Annotated in this window: 44 protein-coding genes and 1 tRNA gene; 40 read left to right on the plus strand and 5 right to left on the minus strand. The window is 60.3% G+C overall.

From position 1 onward, the window contains the following. Positions 1–57 precede the first annotated feature (57 nt). The 19 genes from Q9316_RS00605 (at position 58) to Q9316_RS00695 (ending at position 11,823) form a co-directional block, all read left to right on the plus strand. Positions 58–867 carry a hypothetical protein gene (locus Q9316_RS00605; protein WP_306031511.1) on the plus strand — a complete coding sequence of 270 codons (810 nt, stop codon included), beginning with the start codon at positions 58–60 and terminating at the stop codon, positions 865–867. Positions 868–1,001: 134 nt separating this feature from the next. Then, positions 1,002–1,409 (plus strand): hypothetical protein, encoded by a 408-nt coding sequence (locus Q9316_RS00610; protein ID WP_306031512.1) that lies wholly within the window; start codon positions 1,002–1,004, stop codon positions 1,407–1,409. Beyond that, complete coding sequence (locus tag Q9316_RS00615) at positions 1,402–1,818, plus strand: hypothetical protein (RefSeq protein ID WP_306031513.1); 417 nt, start codon at positions 1,402–1,404, stop codon at positions 1,816–1,818. The genes Q9316_RS00610 and Q9316_RS00615 overlap by 8 nt, the downstream gene beginning before the upstream one ends. Further along, the gene (locus tag Q9316_RS00620) at positions 1,818–2,087 is read left to right on the plus strand and encodes a hypothetical protein (protein ID WP_306031514.1); all 270 of its coding nucleotides are present in this window, start codon (positions 1,818–1,820) and stop codon (positions 2,085–2,087) included. Before Q9316_RS00615 ends, Q9316_RS00620 begins: the two co-directional genes overlap by 1 nt. After that, the gene (locus tag Q9316_RS00625; protein WP_306031515.1) at positions 2,087–2,551 is read left to right on the plus strand and encodes a hypothetical protein; all 465 of its coding nucleotides are present in this window, start codon (positions 2,087–2,089) and stop codon (positions 2,549–2,551) included. The genes Q9316_RS00620 and Q9316_RS00625 overlap by 1 nt, the downstream gene beginning before the upstream one ends. A 1-nt stretch (position 2,552) precedes the next feature. Further along, a complete protein-coding gene (locus tag Q9316_RS00630) occupies positions 2,553–2,843 on the plus strand; it encodes a hypothetical protein (protein WP_306031516.1) in 291 nt (96 codons plus the stop codon). Between the two features lie 44 nt (positions 2,844–2,887). Then, positions 2,888–3,259 (plus strand): A1S_2505 family phage non-structural protein, encoded by a 372-nt coding sequence (locus Q9316_RS00635; RefSeq protein ID WP_306031517.1) that lies wholly within the window; start codon positions 2,888–2,890, stop codon positions 3,257–3,259. Further along, complete coding sequence (locus tag Q9316_RS00640) at positions 3,259–3,462, plus strand: hypothetical protein (protein ID WP_306031518.1); 204 nt, start codon at positions 3,259–3,261, stop codon at positions 3,460–3,462. The genes Q9316_RS00635 and Q9316_RS00640 overlap by 1 nt, the downstream gene beginning before the upstream one ends. A 71-nt stretch (positions 3,463–3,533) precedes the next feature. After that, on the plus strand, positions 3,534–5,525 hold the full coding sequence (locus Q9316_RS00645; protein ID WP_306031519.1) for a hypothetical protein: 1,992 nt from the start codon (positions 3,534–3,536) through the stop codon (positions 5,523–5,525). Positions 5,526–5,575: 50 nt separating this feature from the next. Then, entirely contained in the window at positions 5,576–5,995 is a 420-nt protein-coding gene (locus Q9316_RS00650) for a hypothetical protein (RefSeq protein ID WP_306031520.1), read from the plus strand. Between the two features lie 119 nt (positions 5,996–6,114). Further along, positions 6,115–6,744, plus strand: coding sequence for a S24 family peptidase (locus Q9316_RS00655; RefSeq protein ID WP_306031521.1), 630 nt, complete (start codon positions 6,115–6,117; stop codon positions 6,742–6,744). Positions 6,745–6,873: 129 nt separating this feature from the next. Continuing rightward, positions 6,874–7,080, plus strand: coding sequence for a hypothetical protein (locus Q9316_RS00660; RefSeq protein ID WP_306031522.1), 207 nt, complete (start codon positions 6,874–6,876; stop codon positions 7,078–7,080). Continuing rightward, complete coding sequence (locus Q9316_RS00665; RefSeq protein ID WP_306031523.1) at positions 7,070–8,101, plus strand: NUDIX domain-containing protein; 1,032 nt, start codon at positions 7,070–7,072, stop codon at positions 8,099–8,101. Before Q9316_RS00660 ends, Q9316_RS00665 begins: the two co-directional genes overlap by 11 nt. Before the next feature lie 9 nt (positions 8,102–8,110). Continuing rightward, positions 8,111–9,547 carry a nicotinate phosphoribosyltransferase gene (locus Q9316_RS00670; RefSeq protein ID WP_306031524.1) on the plus strand — a complete coding sequence of 479 codons (1,437 nt, stop codon included), beginning with the start codon at positions 8,111–8,113 and terminating at the stop codon, positions 9,545–9,547. A 101-nt stretch (positions 9,548–9,648) separates the two neighbouring features. Then, positions 9,649–10,008 (plus strand): hypothetical protein, encoded by a 360-nt coding sequence (locus Q9316_RS00675; RefSeq protein WP_306031525.1) that lies wholly within the window; start codon positions 9,649–9,651, stop codon positions 10,006–10,008. Between the two features lie 95 nt (positions 10,009–10,103). After that, positions 10,104–10,526 carry a hypothetical protein gene (locus Q9316_RS00680; protein ID WP_306031526.1) on the plus strand — a complete coding sequence of 141 codons (423 nt, stop codon included), beginning with the start codon at positions 10,104–10,106 and terminating at the stop codon, positions 10,524–10,526. 11 nt (positions 10,527–10,537) lie between these two features. Then, positions 10,538–11,077 (plus strand): hypothetical protein, encoded by a 540-nt coding sequence (locus tag Q9316_RS00685; RefSeq protein ID WP_306031527.1) that lies wholly within the window; start codon positions 10,538–10,540, stop codon positions 11,075–11,077. Positions 11,078–11,242: 165 nt separating this feature from the next. Further along, the gene (locus Q9316_RS00690; RefSeq protein WP_306031528.1) at positions 11,243–11,539 is read left to right on the plus strand and encodes a hypothetical protein; all 297 of its coding nucleotides are present in this window, start codon (positions 11,243–11,245) and stop codon (positions 11,537–11,539) included. Positions 11,540–11,571: 32 nt separating this feature from the next. Next, the gene (locus tag Q9316_RS00695; RefSeq protein ID WP_306031529.1) at positions 11,572–11,823 is read left to right on the plus strand and encodes a hypothetical protein; all 252 of its coding nucleotides are present in this window, start codon (positions 11,572–11,574) and stop codon (positions 11,821–11,823) included. Between the two features lies 1 nt (position 11,824). Here Q9316_RS00695 and Q9316_RS00700 read toward each other — a convergent pair whose 3' ends face one another. Beyond that, a complete protein-coding gene (locus tag Q9316_RS00700; RefSeq protein WP_306031530.1) occupies positions 11,825–12,040 on the minus strand; it encodes a hypothetical protein in 216 nt (71 codons plus the stop codon). 208 nt (positions 12,041–12,248) lie between these two features. Here Q9316_RS00700 and Q9316_RS00705 point away from each other — a divergent pair, with 208 nt between their 5' ends. The 20 genes from Q9316_RS00705 to Q9316_RS00800 all read left to right on the plus strand — a co-directional run bounded on the left by Q9316_RS00705 (position 12,249) and on the right by Q9316_RS00800 (position 19,137). Next, on the plus strand, positions 12,249–12,569 hold the full coding sequence (locus tag Q9316_RS00705) for a hypothetical protein (protein WP_306031531.1): 321 nt from the start codon (positions 12,249–12,251) through the stop codon (positions 12,567–12,569). Further along, positions 12,532–12,987 carry a hypothetical protein gene (locus tag Q9316_RS00710; protein ID WP_306031532.1) on the plus strand — a complete coding sequence of 152 codons (456 nt, stop codon included), beginning with the start codon at positions 12,532–12,534 and terminating at the stop codon, positions 12,985–12,987. Before Q9316_RS00705 ends, Q9316_RS00710 begins: the two co-directional genes overlap by 38 nt. Further along, complete coding sequence (locus Q9316_RS00715) at positions 12,962–13,204, plus strand: hypothetical protein (protein ID WP_306031533.1); 243 nt, start codon at positions 12,962–12,964, stop codon at positions 13,202–13,204. The genes Q9316_RS00710 and Q9316_RS00715 overlap by 26 nt, the downstream gene beginning before the upstream one ends. 66 nt (positions 13,205–13,270) lie before the next feature. Next, positions 13,271–13,546 (plus strand): hypothetical protein, encoded by a 276-nt coding sequence (locus Q9316_RS00720; RefSeq protein WP_306031534.1) that lies wholly within the window; start codon positions 13,271–13,273, stop codon positions 13,544–13,546. Between the two features lie 2 nt (positions 13,547–13,548). Next, positions 13,549–13,761 carry a hypothetical protein gene (locus tag Q9316_RS00725; RefSeq protein WP_306031535.1) on the plus strand — a complete coding sequence of 71 codons (213 nt, stop codon included), beginning with the start codon at positions 13,549–13,551 and terminating at the stop codon, positions 13,759–13,761. Next, entirely contained in the window at positions 13,758–13,997 is a 240-nt protein-coding gene (locus tag Q9316_RS00730; protein WP_306031536.1) for a hypothetical protein, read from the plus strand. Before Q9316_RS00725 ends, Q9316_RS00730 begins: the two co-directional genes overlap by 4 nt. Next, positions 13,988–14,458: a hypothetical protein gene (locus Q9316_RS00735; RefSeq protein ID WP_306031537.1), complete on the plus strand. Its 471-nt coding sequence runs from the start codon at positions 13,988–13,990 to the stop codon at positions 14,456–14,458. The genes Q9316_RS00730 and Q9316_RS00735 overlap by 10 nt, the downstream gene beginning before the upstream one ends. After that, a complete protein-coding gene (locus tag Q9316_RS00740) occupies positions 14,458–14,799 on the plus strand; it encodes a DUF3768 domain-containing protein (RefSeq protein ID WP_306031538.1) in 342 nt (113 codons plus the stop codon). Before Q9316_RS00735 ends, Q9316_RS00740 begins: the two co-directional genes overlap by 1 nt. A gap of 90 nt (positions 14,800–14,889) precedes the next feature. After that, positions 14,890–15,177: a hypothetical protein gene (locus Q9316_RS00745; protein WP_306031540.1), complete on the plus strand. Its 288-nt coding sequence runs from the start codon at positions 14,890–14,892 to the stop codon at positions 15,175–15,177. A gap of 502 nt (positions 15,178–15,679) precedes the next feature. Beyond that, a tRNA-Cys gene (locus Q9316_RS00750) sits at positions 15,680–15,766 on the plus strand. A gap of 164 nt (positions 15,767–15,930) precedes the next feature. Next, positions 15,931–16,110, plus strand: a complete 180-nt coding sequence (locus Q9316_RS00755; RefSeq protein WP_306031541.1) for a hypothetical protein — start codon at positions 15,931–15,933, stop codon at positions 16,108–16,110. Next, the gene (locus Q9316_RS00760) at positions 16,103–16,723 is read left to right on the plus strand and encodes a hypothetical protein (RefSeq protein WP_306031542.1); all 621 of its coding nucleotides are present in this window, start codon (positions 16,103–16,105) and stop codon (positions 16,721–16,723) included. The genes Q9316_RS00755 and Q9316_RS00760 overlap by 8 nt, the downstream gene beginning before the upstream one ends. Positions 16,724–16,838: 115 nt before the next feature. Next, complete coding sequence (locus Q9316_RS00765; RefSeq protein ID WP_306031543.1) at positions 16,839–17,036, plus strand: hypothetical protein; 198 nt, start codon at positions 16,839–16,841, stop codon at positions 17,034–17,036. Continuing rightward, on the plus strand, positions 17,033–17,590 hold the full coding sequence (locus tag Q9316_RS00770) for an HD domain-containing protein (RefSeq protein WP_306031544.1): 558 nt from the start codon (positions 17,033–17,035) through the stop codon (positions 17,588–17,590). Before Q9316_RS00765 ends, Q9316_RS00770 begins: the two co-directional genes overlap by 4 nt. Beyond that, positions 17,587–17,766, plus strand: coding sequence for a hypothetical protein (locus tag Q9316_RS00775; RefSeq protein ID WP_306031545.1), 180 nt, complete (start codon positions 17,587–17,589; stop codon positions 17,764–17,766). Before Q9316_RS00770 ends, Q9316_RS00775 begins: the two co-directional genes overlap by 4 nt. Next, the gene (locus tag Q9316_RS00780; RefSeq protein ID WP_306031546.1) at positions 17,763–18,197 is read left to right on the plus strand and encodes a hypothetical protein; all 435 of its coding nucleotides are present in this window, start codon (positions 17,763–17,765) and stop codon (positions 18,195–18,197) included. The genes Q9316_RS00775 and Q9316_RS00780 overlap by 4 nt, the downstream gene beginning before the upstream one ends. Continuing rightward, complete coding sequence (locus tag Q9316_RS00785; RefSeq protein ID WP_306031547.1) at positions 18,197–18,406, plus strand: hypothetical protein; 210 nt, start codon at positions 18,197–18,199, stop codon at positions 18,404–18,406. The genes Q9316_RS00780 and Q9316_RS00785 overlap by 1 nt, the downstream gene beginning before the upstream one ends. Before the next feature lies 1 nt (position 18,407). Continuing rightward, positions 18,408–18,629: a hypothetical protein gene (locus tag Q9316_RS00790; protein WP_306031548.1), complete on the plus strand. Its 222-nt coding sequence runs from the start codon at positions 18,408–18,410 to the stop codon at positions 18,627–18,629. Continuing rightward, positions 18,629–18,838 (plus strand): hypothetical protein, encoded by a 210-nt coding sequence (locus tag Q9316_RS00795; RefSeq protein ID WP_306031549.1) that lies wholly within the window; start codon positions 18,629–18,631, stop codon positions 18,836–18,838. Before Q9316_RS00790 ends, Q9316_RS00795 begins: the two co-directional genes overlap by 1 nt. After that, entirely contained in the window at positions 18,838–19,137 is a 300-nt protein-coding gene (locus tag Q9316_RS00800) for a hypothetical protein (protein ID WP_306031550.1), read from the plus strand. The genes Q9316_RS00795 and Q9316_RS00800 overlap by 1 nt, the downstream gene beginning before the upstream one ends. Before the next feature lie 102 nt (positions 19,138–19,239). On the opposite strand, the gene Q9316_RS00805 is transcribed toward Q9316_RS00800, so the two are convergent. From Q9316_RS00805 to Q9316_RS00820, 4 genes are all read right to left on the minus strand, one after another. Beyond that, on the minus strand, positions 19,240–19,770 hold the full coding sequence (locus Q9316_RS00805; protein ID WP_306031551.1) for a hypothetical protein: 531 nt from the start codon (positions 19,768–19,770) through the stop codon (positions 19,240–19,242). Positions 19,771–19,923: 153 nt separating this feature from the next. Further along, positions 19,924–20,133, minus strand: coding sequence for a DUF982 domain-containing protein (locus Q9316_RS00810; RefSeq protein WP_306031553.1), 210 nt, complete (start codon positions 20,131–20,133; stop codon positions 19,924–19,926). Beyond that, positions 20,130–20,450 (minus strand): hypothetical protein, encoded by a 321-nt coding sequence (locus Q9316_RS00815; protein WP_306031554.1) that lies wholly within the window; start codon positions 20,448–20,450, stop codon positions 20,130–20,132. The genes Q9316_RS00810 and Q9316_RS00815 overlap by 4 nt, the downstream gene beginning before the upstream one ends. Continuing rightward, positions 20,423–20,713 (minus strand): hypothetical protein, encoded by a 291-nt coding sequence (locus tag Q9316_RS00820; RefSeq protein ID WP_306031555.1) that lies wholly within the window; start codon positions 20,711–20,713, stop codon positions 20,423–20,425. Before Q9316_RS00820 ends, Q9316_RS00815 begins: the two co-directional genes overlap by 28 nt. A 401-nt stretch (positions 20,714–21,114) precedes the next feature. Between Q9316_RS00820 and Q9316_RS00825 the strand changes: the two genes are divergently transcribed. Beyond that, entirely contained in the window at positions 21,115–21,495 is a 381-nt protein-coding gene (locus Q9316_RS00825; RefSeq protein WP_306031556.1) for a hypothetical protein, read from the plus strand. Position 21,496 lies beyond the last annotated feature (1 nt).

Below are 21,496 nucleotides of genomic sequence, written 5' to 3' on the forward strand. Positions count from 1 at the left end.
ATATAACGATAATGCAAGCGCAAGAGAGCGCAGAGAGAGAGCGAAACGGAGTTTCAAATGGATACGCAAGCCAATACCCCCACTGTCGGCGCCAGCGACGTCGCGGAGCTGGACAATCTGCTCGGCGAACTGGATCTCGGCACCTCCACCGATGCCGATCTCGAGGAACTGATCGAGGCGGTTGATGAAGCCGTCGCCGGTGTCGATACCAGCGCCGTCGTTGACGACACGCTGACGGATCTCGCCCTGGACGACGAGGAGCTGCGCAAGCTCGAAGCCTCCATCGAGCGCTCCGAGGCATACGAGGAGCAGGAATCCACCATCCAGGCCGATACCCAGGTGCCGCAGGCTGCTGCCACCACGCAGACCGTCGTGAAGCCGTCCAAGACGCCCCGCGCCAGCACGCCGCGTGTCGCGCGCGACCTCAAGTCGCTCGACGCCAAGCACTTCGTCCTCGAAGTCGACGGGCTCCTTCAGGACGCCGCCGGTCTCGAAGCCACGAAGACGGCCACGCTGGGGCTGATCCCGTCGCAGAAGAAGGTTGCGGAGAAGTTCGAGAACCTCTTCGCCTCGATCGCCGCCGGCAAAGCACCCTCGACCTTCGTCGTGATCGCCTTCAATCTGCTCGACAAGACCGGCTCGATCTCGTCCGCTGATCTCGTCGCCGCCTACAAGACCGTCGGCGCCAAGAGCGACACCGAGGGCTACAATGAAGGCACGGCGCGCAGCCAGGCCGGGCAGATCATGAACCTGTTCGACGCGGTGAAGATCGCCACGCGCACCAAGCAGGCGCTGGTCCTGAACAAGGATTCGAACCTCGCAGCCAGCCTGCGCGCAATCCTGAACCCTCCTGCAACGACGACTTGATCTTCATGCCGTGCAGCCAGCGGCGCATCCCGGCTCCTTGATGCGCCGCTTCGGCCTGAAGATTCCAATTGCAACCCGCCTCGTTATCGCTATAACGAGATAAGTAAGCGCTTAGATCGCGCAGGAGAGAGAAGATGCCGCTGTTCAAGGTCGTGAAGGGTCACGATGCATGGGTGAAGTATGCCACGCTGGTCGAAGCTGACACCCTCAACGACGCCGAATGCATGGCGGCCGATCGTGATTACGAGGGCGTGTGGGTTGAGACGGGCGACATCGCCGAGTTCGACCACAACGAGATCATCGAAGGCGAAGCCGAAGAGGTCGCTCCCGATTACGTCCTCACGGAAGTAATCACTTACTGCTTCGAGCCGCAGGAGATCGACGCGCTCATTGCCGGCCTGCGCTGCCTCCAGGATCTGCGCACGATGAATGCCGGTGAACTGCCCGACGCCCTGAATGACATTGTTACGAACAACGGTGCGCACGCCGGCCTTTCGGACGACGCCATCGATGCACTTTGCGAGGTGCTCAACTGTGGCTAATCACAACGACCTCGCCAAGAATTTCGTCGAAGGCACCTATCCGGCTGAGCACGTCGGCGCGATGCGCTACGAGAAGGACAAAGCATTCTCCTACGACGTCCTGATCGCCAGAAAGGCAAAGGGCGTCCTGTTGATCAACAACATGCCCTACAGCACCTCCACGGCAGCGCATCGCGGCAAGATCCGCAACGCTGCCAAGGATGTCGGCATGCCGATCATCGAGGTGCCGAACCTCTATTTCGAGCATGAGGTGAACCTTCAGCACTTTAGCGGCGTGCGCCGCGAGCTGGAGCACCGGAAGACACGCGCCCGGCTCGTGAAGCCGATCCAGGACTCGCTCGATCACCTCGACAAGACCGAGCAGCTCTACCGTGGCCTGTTCATGCTCGATGCGAAGGAGGCGGCGTGATGCGGAAGGCCCTTTATCGCTTCTTCGCCCGTCTGCGCCTCGCTGTGGCCGCGTTTCAGCACGGACATGCCTTCTGCCCGCTCTACGCCGTCATCTACGACAGCTACGAGGGGCTCGATCGGATGAAGGATGATCCGCGCGAGGAGTTCTACGAGCTTTTCGATAGCCCCTCCGAGGCGCGCACCTGCTTTTATGACGCCTTTCCGGATCCGGCGATGACGGAAAATCCGCGCCTGGTGCTGATCCTCGGCAGGATGGAGAAATACTGATGCCTGTTCTGACCCTCACCGCCGCGCGCCTCAATGAGAAGGCCGACCGTCACGAAACCCTTCGCGTGGAGATCCAGGCGCAGCGCAAGACGGTCGATCCCGCGCTCCAGGTCACGAACGGAAGGCGCGCCGGTTGGGCGAAGAAAGCACTCGATGCTTACAAGGCGAGCCGCCGGTGCGATGAAGACGATAGGGCGCACATTCAGGACCTTATCGGGGATCTCTTGCACCTGGCGCGTCGCGACCACGGAATTGAAGGTGATGATCTCCTGGCTCTTACGCGTCGCGCCTTCGACATGAACTTCGCTGAGGCGATCGAAGACCCGGAGAATGAGGACGACTTCGAGGTCTGCCGGACATGCGGCGAGCACTACGCAGCGGGAGGCGACGGTTACGATGGCGAATGCCCGGGCTGCGCCGACAAGACCGACCAGAAACTTCACCCCGAAAACTATGAGGATTGATATGAAACGCTCCAAATTTGGCGAACCCCGCCCCGCAAACGCCGATGAGATCGTCGAGATGCTGGCTGACGCCGGTCTCGATGCCTCGGATGTCTACGCTGAGATCAGTTCGGACGTCTGGGATCCCGAAGCGAATGGCTTCGATGGCATCAACATGACCGGCTACACGGCCGAGATCCGAAACAGCGACGAAGGCGATGAGCTTGGAACGACGATCGGCTTTGAACAGCGGGCCGATCTCATCCAGATCCTTCATGCAGCCGGGATCACGGAGATCGAGACGCTCGGATAGCGCCCGGCTTCGTAAGTAACCAAATACTGAGAGAGGAAGAAACAATGAAATCCGACATCAAACCTGACGAAATCTTCGTCTTCGGCTCTAACCTCGCCGGCCGTCACGGCGCCGGCGCTGCGCGGGATGCCGTCGAGAAATATGGCGCCATCTACGGACAGGGCGTTGGCTTGCAGGGCCGCTCCTACGGCATCCCGACCAAGGACATTACGATCCGGACCCTGCCGCTGCCCTACATCGACCAGGCGATCGATGACTTCATGAAGTTCGCCGAGAGCCGGCGGGACCTCAAGTTCTACATCACCCCCGTCGGCTGCGGCCTCGCCGGCTACACGCGCGAGCAGATCAAACCCCTGTTTGAAGGCATGCCGGAGAACTGCCGCTTCGCCGAGACCTGGGAGTTGGAGACGGTGTGATGACTGGCAAATGGAAGTTCGCCTGCTGGTTCTTCGGACTCGTCGTTGGGCTCTGGCTCGCCGCCTGGATCAACGCATTCGTTCATCCGTTTGCGAGCTTCTTTATCGCCACCATCCTTGGTCCTGTCAGCGTCTGGCTCACAGGCGAAGCGCGAGCTGACGCTTACAAGCGCAGCCGAAACAATCCACCCGCAGCCCGGTAGCGCTCTCGCTACTGTCATTTTGTCAACGAAGCGCACGAAGCGCTTACTTAGCAACGGAGCTTATAAACCCGATGAGTGAGAATTTTCCCGCATTCGCGAAGGCTGTCGAGCAGCGCTTCGCCGTCCTGTCCAAGAACGAGCTGTTCCTGGTCGATGTCGAGCGCGACGAACTCTGGGGCGTCTATCTCGGCGCATTCCCGGAAGGCACCAATCCGATCTTTCGCGTTCGCACCGAGCATGATGGCTCCTATGACCGGGCGTTCGTCCGTCACGTCGGCCACGTCGTCGCCATCGTCGACGGAAAGATCGAAACGATCTGGGACAAGATGGCTGATCTGCCGCATCCCTACGATGTCGTCTCGGCTGCGCTCGCGGCCTACGTTCGCACCAAGGCGATCAAGAGCGTCTTCCGCGTCAAGGAATCGGTCTTCGGCCACAAACCGAACGTCGAATACATCGACAACAAGACCTACCAGTTCACCCACTTCTACACGACCGTCGCCGCGTCCCACCGTCACAGTGCGCCCGATGCTGAACGCGGCCGGATCGGCACGAACCTCGGCGTCTTCAAGCGCGGCTGCGAGGAGCTGACGATCGACGCCCTCAACACCGTGATCGACCTGATCAACTCCAACAACCTCTATCGCGGCCAGGAGCATTCGGCGGCCGTCAGCGGCTTCTACCGGCTCAAGACCGACTACGACGCTGCGCCCGACAAGGACATCTTCCTCTGGGCGAACGTCACCAACCGGTCGGCGCTCTTCCGCAACACGGTCATCGGCACGCTCGTCACGGATCTGTCGGCCGGCGAAGACCTCGAAGGCGCCGTGCGCAAGTTCGAAAGCAAGGTCGCGCCGCAGAACTACAAGCGCCCGACGGCGCTGATCACGCCGAAGATGGTGGAGCAGGCCGTGGACAAGCTCAAGGAGCTGGACCTCGAAGGCGCCGTCGAGCGACGTTTTGCTAAGCTGTCGGATGTCTCGGTCAACAACGTCCTGTTCGTGAACAACGACGTTCGCGGCCAGATGAAGGACGGATCGCTGACCGGACTGCTGATGGAGGAGGTCAAGCCCAAGTCGGTCGACGTCAAGAACGCCGAGGACATTTCGATCGAGGACTTCTTCAAGCACAAGCTGCCGCTGGCATCCTCGATCGATCTCCTGGTGGAGAACCGGCACCTCGGCAACTTCATGAGCCTCACTGCGCCGGTCCACGAAAACACCGGCCGGCTGTTCAAGTGGGGCAACGACTTCGCCTGGTCCTATGACGGCGACGTCACCGACTCCATCAAGGAGCGCGTGAAGGCTGCCGGTGGCAACATCGATGCCCGTCTGCGTGTGTCGCTCGCCTGGCACAACGCCGACGACCTCGATCTGCACGCCCAGGCTCCCGATGGTCATATCTACTACCGCCAGCGCTTCGGCGTTCTCGACGTGGATATGAACGGCATGGACCGTCACGACGCGGAGAACCCGGTCGAGAACCTGAGCTGGCGCGATCCGCGTGACGGGCACTATGAAGTCTGGGTCCACCAGTATTCCCAGCGCCGTCGCGAACGTGGCGGGTTTGAAGTCGAGATCGCCATCAACGGTTCGACGCGCACCTTCAGCTACCCGAAGATCCTCGCGCAGAACGACCGGATCGACCTCTTCACCTTCGACGTGCGCAACAGCGAGGTGATCAATCTCAAGCCCGGCGCCCAGCTCACCGCGACCTCGGGTTCGATCGACAAGTGGGGTCTTTCGACCGAGACGCTTGTGCCGGTCAACACGCTGCTCGCCTCGCCCAACCATTGGGACGGCCAGGAGATCGGAAACAAGCACTGGTTCTTCATCCTGAAGGATTGCGTCAACCCCGACCAGGCGCGCGGCATCTACAACGAGTTCCTCCGGGGCGAGCTTGAGCCGCATCGCAAGGTCTTCGAGATCCTCGGCGCCAAGACCAAGACGCCGAAGGCAACCGAGCAGCTCTCCGGCCTCGGCTTCTCTTCGACGCGCCAGGACTCGGCGACTGTGGTCGTCAAGGGCGCAACCATCAACAAGGCGTTCCGGATCAACTTCTGATCCGGGCGTCAGCCACCAGCCATCAAATCGAAACCTGAAAGGTGAAAACCATGTCGAACATCTTTGAAACTGCCTCCCGCAAGAAGTTCCGCTTCGCCTCGGCAAAGGGCGACCTGACCGCCGAGCAACTCTGGGACCTCCCCCTCCTCATCACGACGCCGACGCGCGAGATCAAGGCTGACCTGAACAGCGTGGCGCAGACGATCGCCACCGAACTGAAGGCCGCCGGCGAAGGTTCGTTCGTCGCCGTGTCGCCCAATCCGAAGGTCGGCGAGCTGGAGACCAAGCTCGAAGTGGTCAAGCACATCATCGGCGTCAAGCAGGCGGAAATCGCGGCCGCCGCCAAGCGCAGCGAGAAGAACGAGGAGCGGCGCCGCCTCGTCGAAGCGCTCTCGCGCAAGGAATCCGAGGAGATCGCGAACATGTCGCGCGAGGAGATCCTCAAGCGCCTCGAAGCCATCGACAACTGATTTTGAGCGGGTGAGGAATATTTTCCTCACCCCTCTTCAAAGACAGGAATTGTTGCAGTATGTATAGGAATCGAGGGGTCGGCAATCGCGGGCCCACAGTGGCATCGGAAACCGGGAACATGTTCTCCCACAATCGAATCTGGGCTGCAATCGACGCGCTCGCTGCGCGTCATGGTCTTTCTCCGTCCGGCCTCGCGCGCCGTGCGGGGCTTGACCCGACAGCCTTCAATCGCTCGAAGCGCCAGGGCGCGGACGGCCGCTCCCGCTGGCCTTCTACCGAGTCGATCTCCAAGCTGCTCGAAGTGACGGGCGACACGATCGAGGACTTCTTTCAGGTCGCGCGAAAGACACCCGAGCAAACAGGGATTATTCCGCTCATAGGCTTTGCTCAGGCCGGCGTTGGCGGTTTCTTTGACGACGGCGGCTTTCCCGCCGGCGAGGGCTGGGATGTGGTCGAGTTTCCAGCTTCACCCAGCCGGTCAGGCGTCTATGCGCTTGAAGTGCAGGGCGACAGCATGGAGCCGGTCTATCGCGATGGCAATGTGATCATTGTAGAGCCCGGCGCGCAGGTGCGTCGCGGCGATCGTGTCGTGGTGAAGACGCGCCAGGGCGAGTTCATGGTCAAGGTTCTGAACCGCCAGAGCCCGAAGGCCATCGAACTTCTCTCGCTCAATCCCGAGCACCCGAACCGGGCGCTGGACATGGCCGAGGTCGAATGGGTCGCACGCGTCATCTGGGCAAGCCAGTAAAGACCCGCTCGTAACCTCGACTACCCACCCGCAATCCACATTGAAACGCGCGATGATTAATCATCGAAGCGCATGAAAAGGGCGTATCGCGCCCTCTTCGATCAGTCATCACTTACTTAGGAGATTGCGATGCGATATCTGGGAATGCTCACAAATGCACGTTTTCTCGATGTCGGCGCCAATCGTGTTGTCGTGGCGGGCACCACGCGAGGCGTAGAGGGCCGTCCGGATGGCTCGACCTTCTACACCGAGCCCGTCGATGAGATCGACGGCAACATCGCCAAGTGCGGCGATGGCTACTTCCGTTTTCAGAGGAACCTGCAGCATGCAGCCTAACTACCAATACGGCGTCTATATCGGACGCTTTCAGCCCCTCCACATCGGTCACGAGCATGTGATCCGCGAAGCACTGTCCAAGGTCGAGACGCTGATCGTCGTCGTCGGCTCCGCCTACCAGGCGCGCACGCCGGTCAACCCTTTCACCTACGACGAGCGCCGCGCCATGATCGAGGCGGTCTTCAAGCATGAGATCTCCACCGGCCGGATGATCGTCATGCCGCTCATGGACTACGACCCGGACACGCGCTGGGCGCATCACCTGCGCAACGACGTCCACGGCATCGTCCTCGACAGGCTCAACAAGGGCGGCATTCGCCTGCATGGCCTCAAGGACACGACGATTGCGCTCGCCGGCTACGGCAAGGATGCCTCCTCCTACTACCTCAACATGTTTCCGGAATGGGGCTCGATCCAGCTCACGACGCAGCATGGCACGATCAACGCCTCTGACATCCGCTGGGACTACCTGCGATCGCTCCCGCGCATGCCGCATGACGCCGTGTCGGGCAGCATCCTGGCCTGGTTGAAGGAGTTTTCGCTCACCGAGGCGTTCAAGGATCTGATCGCCTACAAGAAGGCACTCCAGGAAGGGCGCGAGTTCTATGGCACCGGGCCGTTCCTCGCGGCCGACGCGCTCGTCTCCCACCGTGGCAAGATCCTGCTCGTCACGCGCGGCAAGGCCGTCGGCAAGGGCACGCTCGCCATGCCCGGCGGCTTCCTCAACGACGGCGAACCCTTCTTCTACGCCGCCTGCCGCGAGCTGAAGGAAGAGACCGGGCTCGAAATGGCCGAGCTGGAGAAATACCTCGTTGGCCACCAGGTCGCTGACAAGCCCGACCGCTCGCTGCGCGGCCGGATCGTCTCGGTCGTCTACCATTTCGAACTGCCGGACAGCATCGAGATTCCAACCGTCGAGGGGCGCGATGATGCCGCTCACGCCGGCTGGTATTCCTTCGCGGATCTGCGCCCCGAGCAGTTCTTCGAAGACCACTACACCCTCATCTCCAACGCCTTCTAAGAGGTCACGATGACGAACATCCTCCTTGCGACGGACAGCTACAAGCACTCGCACTACCTGCAATACCCGCCGGGCACGCTCTATGTGTCCTCCTACATCGAGGCGCGCGGCGACGCGAAGAAGGATGGCAAGGTCGTCTTCTTCGGCGTCCAGTCCTTCATCCAGGACTACCTGTCAAAGCCGTTCACCCAGGCTGACATCGACGAAGCCGAGGAGCTCATCACGGCGCACGGCCTGCCCTTCAACCGTGAAGGCTGGGAATACATTCTCAACCGTCACAACGGCTACCTGCCGATCGAGATCGAGGCGCTGGGCGAAGGCACGGTCGTCGAGCGCGGCATTCCGCTGGTCCAGGTGCGCAACACCGATCCGCTGGTCCCCTGGCTGACGAGCTTCATCGAAACGGCGCTTCTGCGCGCTGTCTGGTATGGCACTTCGGTCGCCACCCTGTCCTTCGCGGCCAAGGTCGTCATCTACGACGCCCTCGTTGCCTCGTCGGATAATCCGGAAGCCGGTCTGCCGTTCAAACTGCACGACTTCGGCGGTCGCGGCGCATCGTCCGGCGAGTCCGCTGGTCTCGGCGGCATGGCGCACCTGGTCAACTTCCAGGGCACCGACACGATCGAAGCCCTGGTGGCCGTGCGCCGCGTCTACGACGACAAGAAGGTCGTCGCCGGCTTCTCTCTGCCTGCATCCGAGCATTCGACCATGACGAGCTGGAGTCGCGCCGGAGAAGGCGACGCCTATGCCAACATGATCGCGAAGTTCGGCGGCGGGCTGTTCTCGATCGTGTCCGACAGCTACGACCTGTTCGCGGCGCTAGAGGATATCTATGGCACCGCCCTGAAGGACGACATCCTGAAGATCGACGGAAAGCTGATCGTCCGGCCCGACAGCGGCGATCCGGTCGCCACGCCCATCAAGGTTCTCGAAGCCCTCTGGCGCAAGTTCGGCGGCACGGTCAATTCGAAGGGCTTCAAGGTGCTCCACGAGAAGATCGGCGTCATCCAGGGCGACGGCATGAACTTCGAATCCATCTCGCGGCTGTGCCGGACGTTGATCACCAATGGCTGGTCACTCGACAACATCGCGTTCGGCATGGGCGGCGGCTTGCTCCAGGCCCACAAGCGCGACGATCTCAACTTCGCAATGAAGTGCAACGCGATCGATGTCGGGAATGGCTGGCAGGACGTGCAGAAGAAGCCTGCGACCGATCCCGCCAAGGCATCCAAGGCCGGCCGCCAGGCTGTCGTTGGCACGATGGAGTCCGGCTTCACCGCCATGAAGGACGACGATGAGCCCGAGGTGGCCTTCCACAACCGGTTCGAGACCCGTTACGCCAACGGCACGATCTGGCCGGCGAACTTCGCCGAGGTGCGCGCACGCGCCCACAAGGGCATGCTGCTCACCCATCAGGAATTGTCTGCTCTGCGCGAAGCCGCTTAGAGCCGACAGAAACCACACGTAACCCGATCACTGACTCGCTATAAGTAAGTCAGTGATTAGTTATCTAACTAGCACAAAACGAACGCAAAAGGAGCGTATCAATGCACATTTCCCAGCTCAACCATGTATCCAAGCTCAGCAGCGAACTCAGCCAGGTCCGCTCGCAGCTCGCCGCGACCGAAGATACCGGCGTCCGCGTCAGCGCTGGCAGCGGCGCCTATCTCGGCCTGTCGGAAAGCACGCTGGAAACCTTCACCAAGCTCGCCGCGATCGAGCTGGCCGAGAAGGAAGCCAAGCTGGTCGAGCAGCTCGAAGACCTCGGCGTCGAAGCCACTGAACTGCCGGACACCTGCGGCTGTGACGGCGCCTCCGCCAAGATCGAGGTCGGCCCGGCGGACGTTCTCAACATCCTCTTCGGCGGCCTCCACACCGGCGGCGTCGCCGGCGCGCAGCGCCGTTAATCCACCATGCTGACACTCGCTGCCACCGCTCTTGCAGTCTTCCTCCTGAGCTTGGCAGCGAGTGCCTGGCTCCTGTTCCGATAAAGGAGAATTCCTTGAACGACGGTTTCAAATTCGGGCTGATCGCTACGGCTGCCGTCATCGGCATCATCATTGCCGGCGCCACTGTCAGTCTCGTCACCCTGCCCGTTCGCGCCGTGACCGGCGTAGCCGAGCGAACCTTCAACCCCGACAACATGATCCACAATTACGAGTGGTTCAAACGGCAATACCAGGACGTCCAGGCGATCGGCGTGAAGATCGGCGCGGCCGAGGCCTCGATCGCCGTCTTCGAGAAGAGCGCCGGCGAGCGCTCCACCTGGAAGTTCGAGGATCGCCAGGAATGGAACCGGCTCAACAACGTCCTCCTCGGTCTCCAAGGCCAGCGCGCCTCGATGGTCGCTGAATACAACGCCAAGACCCAGATGGCCAATCGCAACCTCTTCCGCACGGGCGACCTGCCGGCGGAGCTGCAGTAAGGATCAAGCACTTGTCCCGCATCCGTCACCACTACGCCCTCATCGCCGGTATGGCCGCTCTCGCCATCCTCGCAGGCTGTGAACCGGCCGAACCTACCTCCACGCAGCGCAACGCCGCCCAGGTCGAAAGCAACCAGCAGCGCCTGATGAGCGCAATCCCGAACCCGCGTCTGGAGACGTCGCTGGAGCGCAAGAATCTGGTCGAGCGCTTGGAGCGCATCAACCAGCAGAATATGTCCGGCTACATCTACCTGCTCTCCTACGGCAACGTCGTCGCCGAATACCCAATCCGGGGCAAGGTCACGTCGCTGAAGTCCTACCTGATGGCCGGCGACGCCCCGCAGAAGTTCTCCGTCGGCGGCACGACTGTCCTGGAGATGGTCGAGCAGCCCGACTACGACGGCGCCTACGGCGAGAACACCGAGGGCATCTTCTTCTTCACTGCCGACACCAACGCCTATGTCGAATGGCATGGCGACTATCTGTTTTCGGACCAGCCGCTGCGTCTCTCCCAGCGCCCGATGATGGTCCGGAACGTCGCTGACGACTAGCCTCCTCCCAAGCTCGCAGCGACAGGCCCAGGGCTCGCGCCCTGGGCTTTTCTATGGGCGGCGCGTCCCATGGGGCTCCTGATGCAGTCGCGAGCTTCCAGCCGAAAACCGCTTCAAAACGCTTTACATTACGAATTAGCGAAATAGCTAAAGAGAGAAAGCGCTATGGCCTACTTTTACGACACGACGCGCATCGCTGGAGGCGATCGTCCTGCCCTGAATGTCTGGAAGTGGAACGGAACCAAGCACTACCTGAAGCACTATGATCAGTGCCTCTTCCTCAAGTTCGTGCGTGACAGCCCGTTGTCCTCGCCCGCCGAAAAGCGTCAGGCTGAGAAGGAAATGGTCCTGTGTGAAAAATCGCTTGCATTCTGGCGCCGACACCCGAATTACGTTCATGAAGATGCGTTGCGCGGGATCTCGGAGCTGAAGCGGAATTGGACCGCCGATCGCGCAGCGTGACGTTCACCTGAAGCGATACGGAAGGTTCGGTTATGGAGATCAAATTCGTCGGCGTCATGATCCTGGTGCAGCTCCTCGGTGGAGGCAGCGAGCCGGAGATCTCGACCAAGGTGCTGACGATCCTTCCGATCGAGCAATGCGAGGAGCAGGTGAAGACCCTCAACGCCGATCTAAAGCCGCCCAAGTTCACGGAAGACGGCAAGGTGATCGTCTACGAGCGCCGCCAGTGCGCCCTGATGATGGACCGTGAACTGGCGGCTGCGATGAAACGTTTGGAACAATAGGTCAGGCGGCGGCCACGTTCTTCACTTCCGGAAAGACCTCGGCGCCGAAGTAGTGCGCCTCAAGGCAGAGTTGCTGCATATCGGTAGACGTTTGCTCTAGGAAACCTTTCCTTGAGAAGGGAAGTCCTTCTGCTGCGAAATGCGCCTCGACGGCCGTCATGATGGTGGATGCGAGCGTGCCGACGCTTGCCGTAAATCTGGTTTCCTGAACAATCACTGAAGGGTCTCCCTGGTCTGGCCGCTTGTGGCCCGTTTTCCTGTTTAACGTTTATTTTCTGATGGCGATCTTACGACGCCAAGATGCTGCAGTTTCTTACATAAGCCGTCCGACTCCTGAAAAATGCCTACGATGACCCTTTTAACGAGTGCTATATGTAAGCAGTCAGTTTCAATGAAGAAATAACGATTTCTAAGGAGTCTCAAACATGGCTAATTCCGTCGACGTTCCTAGTTTGTTCGACACGTTGACACCGAAGCCTCGGACCGACGCGCCTCTCGTGGTAGACGGCGACTGCGGTATCATCCTTAAGCTCGATGGTCGTGTGGAGGTCTTCTCTACAGGAATTTATTCCTTGATGGATGATCCTGTCAAGTGGGGCGAGCGCGAACTTGCGCAACTTGAAATTGGCAAAAAGCTCATGGCGATCTCAGTCGCCCTGCAGAATGAGCAAATTATGTCCATTCTCTACGATATCGCCGAGGGCGTCATTGACCCGGATCAAGCTCGCAATGTCCTCAAGCACTAGGCTGAAGGAAGCGATCCGCCAGGAGATCTCGTTTGATCGCCCGGACGTTCAATCCGGCGCAGAGCACGCCGTCGAATTGATCAAGAGCCTGCTGGCGATCGATCCCACGCTCATCGAAGACCTCGCGCCCGGCATGCGCCTGGTCCGCCGTCCGATGACGGCGAAAGAGCGTGGACGAATGGCAATCCCGGCGATGAACGCCGCCCGGCGCGCCTACCACGAGGAGATGGTCCTGGCTCTCGCGCCGGTGGTCGGCGACGTGCGCAGACTGAAACCGGACGCGAACGGTCACGAGATCGCTATAGAGCTGAACAGGACGGCCTATGGGCCGTCCAAGACGCGAAAAGAATGGACCTACGCCGACGTGCGGCGCTTGCTGAAGGAGCTTGGACTTGATCACGAACCGAATGCGACTTGAATTCGCCGCCGAGGGCTTCCTGCGCTCGATGCGGCGTTCCTATGTCGCGCGCCACCCTGATCGGGAGTGTCCGATCAAGCCCAGCCTTTCGGAATACAGCGAAGCCGACCGTGGCGTTTTCATCGCGGCCGTGGAATCTGCACTGGCCCTCACGGCTGCAAAGTCCGACCAGGCATTCGCCAACTGGTCGGAAAGGCGTTTTGCGGCGGCCGATTAAAACCGTCAGCAACCCTCATGCTCGCTCGCTATAGTAAGTAATAGAATACTTATCGAAGGAGCGATTATGATCGTCGAACACCTTGTCAACGCCGCGCTCATGTCCGGGCGTCTCGTAATCACCGAGCCCACGCCCGGACACTTTCACCTGAAGGTAAGATTTGGCGGCGCCTACGTGACGCTATCGCGTGTTGCCGTTCTGACCGAAGAGCACGCCGACGTCCCCGTCGTGCCTCACGCACCAGAACCGGAGAGCGTCGAGGTGAAGATCGAAGTGCCAGAGGTGGTGGTCGCTCCGAGCACCAGCGCGCAGATCCTCGCCTTCCCGGGAGCTGGGAAGTGACCTTGAGCGTTCCGCGTATTCCAAGGCTCCTCAAGCAGGAGCTCGAAAAGCAGAAGGACTGGGAGATATCGCGCGGCGCGCGCCACTTCCACATCCGCATCGCCGGGCATCTGGCCGGCATCATTCCATTCAAGGCTGGAGAAGCCGAAGGGCGGGCGACAAAGAACGTCGTCGCCCAGGTCCGCCGCGTCAGAAAGGAGCTGGGTCTCGCATGAGTGCCTATCGAATCATCAAGCATATCGACGGTCAGGCGAAGGGCTCGGCCTACTCGCTGATCGTGACCACGACGGGAGGGCGCCGCATCGTCGGCGCGCTCAAGAGCCACAACGAGTATTTCATGGAGCTGGAGGTCACAAGCGACACCCAGCTTCTCTGCGATACCGGCGAGACGGTCAATTCCGTGTTCATTCCCCTCGACCGGGTAGATTCGGTGGTGCCCAGATGGCTCTAGGCGCTTTCGAAGCCCTGCTGAAGGACGACGACTGGAAGAAGCTCTCCATCTCTAACCTGCTTCTGCCCCGGTTCGGACCGAGTAAATCGATCGCCTATGATCGGGAAGCGACGACGAACGCGCTCGCGGGCAAGGAGATTTCGCATGTCTGGGTCGATGAGTGGTTTTCACCACCGAAGGCGCCCGCGATCTCGCCTGACTTCTCCTACGAGAACGATGTCTTTCCAGCCGCCAAGGTCGATATCTTCGCCGTGGAAGGTGACGCACACGACCCGCGCAATCCGAACCCGGCCGCCGGCAGGCGCAGGTTCTGGATCATCAAGATCGGCGAACGGCGCGTCGGTGGCGAGTATGCCAGCCTCGCGTTTGCTAAGGCTGCGGCGGCTCCCATGCACGCCCGTGTGGTCGAGGCCCTCCTTGCCCACATGCAGAAAGCCAACCCCAACTACGCGAGGTTCTGATGACTGAACACCTCTCCGAACGCACCGATCGAATCCGCCAGCTCAATGACCAGTTCCGGCGTGGTCGTGGAGCAGGTCGTGTTCACTGTATGGGCGATCTAGCCCACGAGGACTTTGACGTTCAGCGCCGCGCGCTCGACGCCGTGGTGAACTTCAACGGGTTCAATGAGGGAGACGATCCCTATGGCGAGCACGACTTCGGCGCCTTCGAGATCGACGGCAGACGGTATATGTTCAAGATCGACTATTATAACCTCGGACTCGATGCCGGCGCTGACGACCCTGCCGATCCCAAGACGTGCTGCCGCGTCCTGACGATCTTCTACGCTTCCGACTACTGACCGAAAGAATCCAATAGTGACCCTTCGATCGACGCGCTATAGATGAGCAGTAAGCAGTTACTTATTTCGACAAGAGAGAAGGATGAAACAATGATGATGAAGCGAACCATCACCCTCGCACTGTGCGCGCTCGCTGCCGCGAGCCTGGCCTCGTGCGCCACGACCTCCGATACGGCTACCACGCAGCGCTCCGGCTCCGGCCGCAGCCACGATGTCACCGCCACCTCGACGACTTCGGGCGCAAGCACCAGCGCCGGCGCAAAGGCGTCGTCCACCCGCGAGATCGGCGGCGTCACGATGGGCTACGGCAAGAACGGCGTCGGCGTCGGCGGCTCGCTGAACGGCGGATGGAAGGAAGGGGATGCCGTCGCCCGCTGACGGCTTCAGGCATCCGAGGGTCGCGACCTCGGCGACGAGTGAAATCGTGACAGGCGGGGAGAGACCCGCACATGTCCGGCGCTGCAACGCGAACGCATGAGAGGTTCGAAACTGTCATGTCAGTAGTTCGGGTGGTCCCTAAAGCAGCTAATATCTTGGCCAAGAACTGATCGAGGTTCGATTCCTCGGCCGGACGCCAAATTCGCTGGCGCTGCATAGCGACGGCAACAGTTAGGCGACGGCGCCTCTGTGTCTATCCATACGCTCGACGTGAGCGCTCGCGAAAGGCGATTGGGCGATACGGTAAGCGCGCAGGGTCCGGAGTAGCTACCGGATCGGAGTAACCGGGACGGTCTCCCGCCTATTCAGCTAGGACGTCTCAGACGATGGTGTTTGTTTCCGCGCTCTGATCCATGTCGTCCGAGGAGAGGTGTCACTCCGGTTAAACGCACGAGAGGCGGTGTAAAAAGGGCTTCGGTCTACATAGCGCCCTTCTCGTCACGGTCTGGTAGCGAAGTGGTTGAACGCACGGGACTGCAAATCCCGTCCCGTAAGGGCGCCGCAGGTTCGAATCCTGCCCAGACCTCCAGTTTCAGCTTGTCGGTGGGAGATGCTCGAACCCCGCTACGCACGAGAGCGGCTTTGCAAGTAGAGCCCCAGAAACCGTGAGGAGCCTGTCCGACCATGGCGCCTGACTCCGGTCCAGTTCAGCAGTCAGCGCTTACTTAGGCGCCTAGAGAGAAGGAAGTGGAAATGATTGATGTTTCGACCTTTGGGTGGCCGCAATGGCTGATCCTTACGTGGGTGATCTTTGTGATTCTCGCCGTTGCCGCCAATCACGGAAAGACGTTTCCCGTTCGGGCGCCTCGCGTAATCATTATCTGGTTGATCATCCTGATCGTGCTCGCGCTCGGAGGTTTCTTCCATGGCTGATTTCGCACAGGCCGGCGACGAGGTTCGCTTCCTCAACGCCAATGGCTACGATCACCAGCTCAAGCGCGCCCAGGAGATGTTCAACCCCGGGCAGATCCTGACCGTCGCTTCCGTCGAGATTGGCGGCTGGTCGAGCACCTACCGATTTGAGAGCGTGCCGCACTCCTGGAACACCGTCATGTTCGAACCGGTCAATGGAGCGCCCGCCGCCGAATCCCAACGGGAGCAGGTTCTGCCGCTCGGGCCGACCAAGGAGAGCGTGCTCGCCAATGCCGTCGAGACGTTCAAGACGAATTTCCACAACAAGGTCTTCGACAACTATGATGAGCACCTGCGCGCCGCGCTGGAGCCTGTCGTGGCCGAGGTGCGCAAGGCGGCGCTCGACGCCCTGGTGCTCGATGTCGAAGCCGTGGATGGCGCGCGCCACCTGATGATGTGGCTCGACGGCTACTCGCGCCCGACCGACCGGAACCTGCTCACCCACTGCCGCCTGCTCGGGAAGACGCCGCCCGAGGAGTGTATCGACCAGGATCACGTCTCGCCAAAGTCCCTTCGCACCTACTGGATCGTCAAAGCCGTGGTCGACGAGCACCGGCGCAATTGCGCGAAATAGCTATTTCGCGATTTCGCCCACTGAAATCAGGTGCGCCGCTAAGCACCTGATTTCTCCAGAAGAATTCCTATTTTCGATGTGCGATTGTGTAGCATCGAAGCAAAGAGAGAAAGCCATGACCCTGCGAAAACTCGCATTCACCAATTCCGATGCCACGCCCAAGAAGATCGAGCTGGAGGTGTCCACCGCCTCCGTTGCGCCGATCATGGCCTGGTATGGCGGCTATCACTCCGGCGATCGCTACTCGGTCGCGCTCGACGGCAAGCGCATTCGCAAGGATCTCAACGGTGAAGTGATCGGGAGCATCGAATGAACCACTATTCCAACGTCGGCGCGACCATGATCATGAAGGCCGACCTATTCGCCTTTGCGGCCCATACCGGCGCCAGCCAGGTGCGCAAATACACCGCCGACCCCTATATCATCCATCCGCGCGCCGTAGCGCGCCTGGTCCAGGGCGTGCCTGGTCACGACTATCGTCAGGTCGTGCTGGCGCTTCTGCACGACACCGTGGAAGACACGGGCATCAGCCTCGACGACATCGAGAGCCTGTTTGGCGAAGCGATGCGCGAGGACGTGGAGGCGCTCACCAACTGCGGCAAGGAAATGGGCAACCGGAAAACCCGGTTCGAGATCAACCTGAAGCGCATCGCAGCCGCGCCCAACAGCGTGAAGACGGTGAAGGTCGCCGACCTGATCGACAACACCTCCACGATCGTCCAGCACGATCCGAACTTCGCGGTCGTCTACCTGAAGGAGAAGAAGGAGCTGCTGGAGCGCGCATTGCGCGGCGCCGATGAAGTTCTGTGGCAGCGCGCCTGGTCGCAGTGCTGCACCAGCATGATCGAGCTGGAGGCAGGCGCATGAGCCCTCGGATCACTGACGAAATGGTGGCGGTTATCAACCGGGACTACCTGATCAAGGGTATCGGCGCGCGCGAAGCCGTCCGCCGCATCCTGAAGCTCGCCGAAGAGCAGCCAGGCCCGGAATTCGATGACAGCTATCGACCCGCCGGCACAGCGATTGAAGGAAGAACACCATGACCGAGATCCCCTGGCACAAGCGCCCCGACATCTGGAAAGCGGCGCACGCGCATATACAGCCCGAGCTGCTGCCCTTCATCATCCTGTCGCCGCAGGACGTGCAGGAGATGACCGAGGAAGCGATACGGGCCGCCGATCCCGCCTTGAAGCTGGGCGAGCTGCTCAACAGCCGTGGTCTCGCGAAGAAGGTGACGCAGGATCTGCACAACCAGGCGCGCATGGAGCGTGACGCCGCGATGCTGTCGGATGCCGGCCGCTGGCCCATGAATCCGATCCGGCTCAAGACTCAGCCCTGGATCGAGCCCAGGCGCTACGGTTCGACCGTGGCCTTCAGGGGCCAGGCGAGCTGCATCGTCATTGTCGAGGGACAGCCGGGCGTCGAGGAGTTCGAATCCATCAAGGAGATGGTCAAGGTCTGGAGCGTGGACTGATGAAGATTCAGTGGGAAGAGGTTGATATTCGCGCCGGCCGCCATGTGTGGCGCGACATGGAGTGCATGATCTGCTGCAACCCGGAAAACTATCGAGATCCTGCCGTCCTGGTGGTTCTTCAGACCGGGCGCGTCATGAAGATCGGCACCAAGGCGGAAATAGCCGATTACATGACCGAATACAGATACACGCCCATCAAGGAGCGCTGAGGTGGATAACGATCTGACCGACCTCCTCGACCGTGGCTGCTATTGCTTCACAGCCCATCCGCCGTGCAGCTTCTGCACCGACGGACTCCAGAGCGAGGAGGAATACGACATCTATGCCGTGCAAGGCTCCCAGGGAGTCCGTGAGCACCGTTCCGGCGTTCGGGCAGCGAGGATCGCCCAGACCGAGGCGATGCGCTCCAGCCCCAAATATGGGAGGTTCTGATGACATCCGTTTTCCTAATGAGGGTCTACAAGGTCGGCGACTATGCCAACCCGGTCTACTACGAAGCGATCAACACCACGGAGCTGATAGCCGAGCAGCGTCTATCCGAGCTTTGGAACGACCACACGCCGGCTGACGGCAGCCGCTACCGCGCAACGATGCGCCGCGCCGGCGATAGGCGCATTATTCAATCTATCGAGTGGCAGTGATGGGCGTCTTCAAATATTGCCCCTTCTGCGGTGGTCAGCCGGCGCTCTATGGTCCGGAGTGGAGGGACGATAACCGGTATGTCGAAATGGAGCTGACATGCTGCAATATCACGATGGATGATCACATCGCCTGGAGCTACGCAAGGAATCTTTCCCCGGAGGAGATCAAGGAGCGACTCACCAACAGTCTCACCGCAGTTTGGAACGATCGCTACGTTCCGGATCTGGAAGAGCAGGAGTCGATCGAGCCTGACTCCGCGACGCCAATTAACGAACACCCCAATTTTGCAAGATTCTGATGAGCGGTTTTAATACATGAATGCGCCGAAAACTGCACCACATGTCTTTCGCTCATGATGATGGATAACCTTCCATTATCGTTCGCCCTAGTAGCGGCCGTGTCAGCTACCCCATGGCCAATCTGGATCATTAGGATTGCCCGGAACTGGGATAGGGACCTTTATGACGTCATCTCTCGGCGGCTCCTTCGTGATCACGCGAGATGGCCGAGCCTTTGTCGCCTTGTCGAGATACTTGAACAGGTGAGGATAAGAATTCGTCACATCGAAGTTGTCGACGGATTTCCGGTAGGCGAGCCGGATCAGGTGGAACGAGAGCGTCACAAAGTGAACATCCTGATAAAACAGCTCAACCTCGAAGCTGTAGTCGAAGGCTGGTCCATCATCGACAATCGGCCATCTCCACATCGAGGCCAGATGCGCCGCTTTCATCCGCACGGTCGCGTCGTCGTAAATAGTCAGCGACGATGGCGCGACCCAGTGGCGATGATCCGGAGCCCAACTGTCGAATTCCCAGTGCCACCATGCGTTTTTAGTTAAAAGCGCTGCTTCGCTAGACGCCTGCTTAGGCAGGATGATCGCTGGTTCCTGACTTTGGACACGCAGCGGCTCGGTGTTTTCGGTTGTTGTCATTTCCATCCCCTCTCCTTGTGAAGGACAACAACACTAAACTCAAAGTTGGTATCGTCAAGAGACTGTTAAAAGTTGGGTTCGGTGTGCGGCGCATCATCCGGCAGAACGGACACGCCACATTCGCGCGCAGCGGCTACAAACGCTGTGCGCGTCTCAGAGGGGAAGGTGTCGCCGCCCCCCCCCCATGCAGTCGAGACAGGCCATGAGCGCAGTCTCGTATGCTTCGCCCCTTCCCTCTTCGGGAAAATGGAGAAGCAACGCCTCAGCGAGATCGCCGACGCGCAGCAGGGTCTTGTATCGTCCGACCCCGTGGATTTCGGCATGGATAGATTCGATCTCCGGATTGATTGCTTCTTCCGTCATGGCCTCGTGACCAATCGCGCTTTCATGGCGTCCCAGTAATCTTCGACCTGGCACGCCGCCTCGGCTGCCGAGGCGAGCCAACCGCCGTTGGGCATGATAGGCGATCTGACGCCCTTCGGATATCCACCCGCCCAGCGCCAGCGACCGGATTTCAAAGTTTGCTGATCGAGGTAGATCCGACCAATGAGGTCGTCGCCATCGTAGCCCACGTAGTCCTCGTGCAGCTTACCGTCGATGCCTGTTTCGCCCGGCCAAGTGCGCGCCCAGCGATACTTCTTTTGCCAGCCTTCTACCGAGGTAGCTTTCCGAGGATCCACTTATTGCCGTCCTTGTTCGCGCAGCCAAGGCACCGCAGGCGGCTGGCAAGCGTGCCGAGGTAGGTGCGCTCGCCCCACTTCTGCGACACCTCCCAGCGATTGACCCAGCCGGTGCGCTCACATTTCGCGCAGTGCCCACCAAGGGCATGCCACTCTGGAATGTCATCGAACGTGACGTGCGCCGGATCCATAAGCGGACCCAGGTAGAGAATGTCGTAGCGGCTCTCGCGCCCGATCAAATCTATGCCACGGCGATGTTTCATGTTCTATATTTGTTCACGCTGATGCCTTGAGTCAACCGCTACAAGTCGTGCTATAAGCGCAGAGTCGAGAGCAAAAGCAGCAGGCGCCGTGCCAGCCGGCGTCAATCGGTGAGGATGAGCCACATCGACCGAGGCAGCGGGCTCTGCTCTCGACTAGGAGTGATTGCGATGTGGTGGATACCATTTAGCATCACGCTGACGATACGGAAAACCCGCACGAGCTGGCAAGCAAGCGTGCGGGTCCAATTCCTAGCGTAAGCGAAGCGAGGTCAGAGGTTCGCGCCTCTGGCCTCACTCCTGCAATATAGCCCCTTCCCTTCCCATCTTCAAGCGGCGGCCGATCCCGCTTGCTCCCCGCTCGCGGATACGTATAAGTGCTCCATCGCATCCGGGGAGTATCTATGCGTTCAATAATCATTCTCGCTACCGCAACCGTTGCACTGTCAGGCTGCATGACCGGTCCTCAGCAGATCGCCAGCCAGAAGCCCGTTACCAAGGAGGTGCGCGTGGCGATCGCTGAGGCGGCGCGCAACGCCCTGCGAGACCCCTACTCCGTCCGTGATGCCGAGATTTCCTGGATCATGGGTAACGCCACCCACAACTATGTCTGCGTGCGCGCCAACAGCAAGAATGGCTTCGGCGGATACACCGGGCGCACGGGCTATGTCGTCGCCATGAGCAATGGCCGGCCGACGGGCGCCTACGAGAACAATGCCTGGTGCACCCGCCCGGACATCAAATACGAACGGTTCGGCGAACTGGAAGCCCTCAAGAACCTGTAGA

Origin of the sequence: Shinella zoogloeoides (assembly GCF_030733845.1) — a bacterium.
Lineage (GTDB): Bacteria > Pseudomonadota > Alphaproteobacteria > Rhizobiales > Rhizobiaceae > Shinella > Shinella zoogloeoides_C.

Coding starts and splice junctions, on each gene's coding strand:
- Q9316_RS00605 (WP_306031511.1), top strand. CDS start 58: ATGGATACGCAAGCCAATACCCCCACTGTCGGCGCCAGCGACGTCGCG.
- Q9316_RS00610 (WP_306031512.1), top strand. CDS start 1,002: ATGCCGCTGTTCAAGGTCGTGAAGGGTCACGATGCATGGGTGAAGTAT.
- Q9316_RS00620 (WP_306031514.1), top strand. CDS start 1,818: ATGCGGAAGGCCCTTTATCGCTTCTTCGCCCGTCTGCGCCTCGCTGTG.
- Q9316_RS00625 (WP_306031515.1), top strand. CDS start 2,087: ATGCCTGTTCTGACCCTCACCGCCGCGCGCCTCAATGAGAAGGCCGAC.
- Q9316_RS00630 (WP_306031516.1), top strand. CDS start 2,553: ATGAAACGCTCCAAATTTGGCGAACCCCGCCCCGCAAACGCCGATGAG.
- Q9316_RS00635 (WP_306031517.1), top strand. CDS start 2,888: ATGAAATCCGACATCAAACCTGACGAAATCTTCGTCTTCGGCTCTAAC.
- Q9316_RS00640 (WP_306031518.1), top strand. CDS start 3,259: ATGACTGGCAAATGGAAGTTCGCCTGCTGGTTCTTCGGACTCGTCGTT.
- Q9316_RS00645 (WP_306031519.1), top strand. CDS start 3,534: ATGAGTGAGAATTTTCCCGCATTCGCGAAGGCTGTCGAGCAGCGCTTC.
- Q9316_RS00650 (WP_306031520.1), top strand. CDS start 5,576: ATGTCGAACATCTTTGAAACTGCCTCCCGCAAGAAGTTCCGCTTCGCC.
- Q9316_RS00655 (WP_306031521.1), top strand. CDS start 6,115: ATGTTCTCCCACAATCGAATCTGGGCTGCAATCGACGCGCTCGCTGCG.
- Q9316_RS00660 (WP_306031522.1), top strand. CDS start 6,874: ATGCGATATCTGGGAATGCTCACAAATGCACGTTTTCTCGATGTCGGC.
- Q9316_RS00665 (WP_306031523.1), top strand. CDS start 7,070: ATGCAGCCTAACTACCAATACGGCGTCTATATCGGACGCTTTCAGCCC.
- Q9316_RS00670 (WP_306031524.1), top strand. CDS start 8,111: ATGACGAACATCCTCCTTGCGACGGACAGCTACAAGCACTCGCACTAC.
- Q9316_RS00675 (WP_306031525.1), top strand. CDS start 9,649: ATGCACATTTCCCAGCTCAACCATGTATCCAAGCTCAGCAGCGAACTC.
- Q9316_RS00690 (WP_306031528.1), top strand. CDS start 11,243: ATGGCCTACTTTTACGACACGACGCGCATCGCTGGAGGCGATCGTCCT.
- Q9316_RS00695 (WP_306031529.1), top strand. CDS start 11,572: ATGGAGATCAAATTCGTCGGCGTCATGATCCTGGTGCAGCTCCTCGGT.
- Q9316_RS00705 (WP_306031531.1), top strand. CDS start 12,249: ATGGCTAATTCCGTCGACGTTCCTAGTTTGTTCGACACGTTGACACCG.
- Q9316_RS00720 (WP_306031534.1), top strand. CDS start 13,271: ATGATCGTCGAACACCTTGTCAACGCCGCGCTCATGTCCGGGCGTCTC.
- Q9316_RS00730 (WP_306031536.1), top strand. CDS start 13,758: ATGAGTGCCTATCGAATCATCAAGCATATCGACGGTCAGGCGAAGGGC.
- Q9316_RS00735 (WP_306031537.1), top strand. CDS start 13,988: ATGGCTCTAGGCGCTTTCGAAGCCCTGCTGAAGGACGACGACTGGAAG.
- Q9316_RS00740 (WP_306031538.1), top strand. CDS start 14,458: ATGACTGAACACCTCTCCGAACGCACCGATCGAATCCGCCAGCTCAAT.
- Q9316_RS00745 (WP_306031540.1), top strand. CDS start 14,890: ATGATGATGAAGCGAACCATCACCCTCGCACTGTGCGCGCTCGCTGCC.
- Q9316_RS00755 (WP_306031541.1), top strand. CDS start 15,931: ATGATTGATGTTTCGACCTTTGGGTGGCCGCAATGGCTGATCCTTACG.
- Q9316_RS00760 (WP_306031542.1), top strand. CDS start 16,103: ATGGCTGATTTCGCACAGGCCGGCGACGAGGTTCGCTTCCTCAACGCC.
- Q9316_RS00765 (WP_306031543.1), top strand. CDS start 16,839: ATGACCCTGCGAAAACTCGCATTCACCAATTCCGATGCCACGCCCAAG.
- Q9316_RS00770 (WP_306031544.1), top strand. CDS start 17,033: ATGAACCACTATTCCAACGTCGGCGCGACCATGATCATGAAGGCCGAC.
- Q9316_RS00775 (WP_306031545.1), top strand. CDS start 17,587: ATGAGCCCTCGGATCACTGACGAAATGGTGGCGGTTATCAACCGGGAC.
- Q9316_RS00780 (WP_306031546.1), top strand. CDS start 17,763: ATGACCGAGATCCCCTGGCACAAGCGCCCCGACATCTGGAAAGCGGCG.
- Q9316_RS00785 (WP_306031547.1), top strand. CDS start 18,197: ATGAAGATTCAGTGGGAAGAGGTTGATATTCGCGCCGGCCGCCATGTG.
- Q9316_RS00795 (WP_306031549.1), top strand. CDS start 18,629: ATGACATCCGTTTTCCTAATGAGGGTCTACAAGGTCGGCGACTATGCC.
- Q9316_RS00800 (WP_306031550.1), top strand. CDS start 18,838: ATGGGCGTCTTCAAATATTGCCCCTTCTGCGGTGGTCAGCCGGCGCTC.
- Q9316_RS00805 (WP_306031551.1), bottom strand. CDS start 19,770: ATGACAACAACCGAAAACACCGAGCCGCTGCGTGTCCAAAGTCAGGAA.
- Q9316_RS00810 (WP_306031553.1), bottom strand. CDS start 20,133: ATGACGGAAGAAGCAATCAATCCGGAGATCGAATCTATCCATGCCGAA.
- Q9316_RS00820 (WP_306031555.1), bottom strand. CDS start 20,713: ATGAAACATCGCCGTGGCATAGATTTGATCGGGCGCGAGAGCCGCTAC.
- Q9316_RS00825 (WP_306031556.1), top strand. CDS start 21,115: ATGCGTTCAATAATCATTCTCGCTACCGCAACCGTTGCACTGTCAGGC.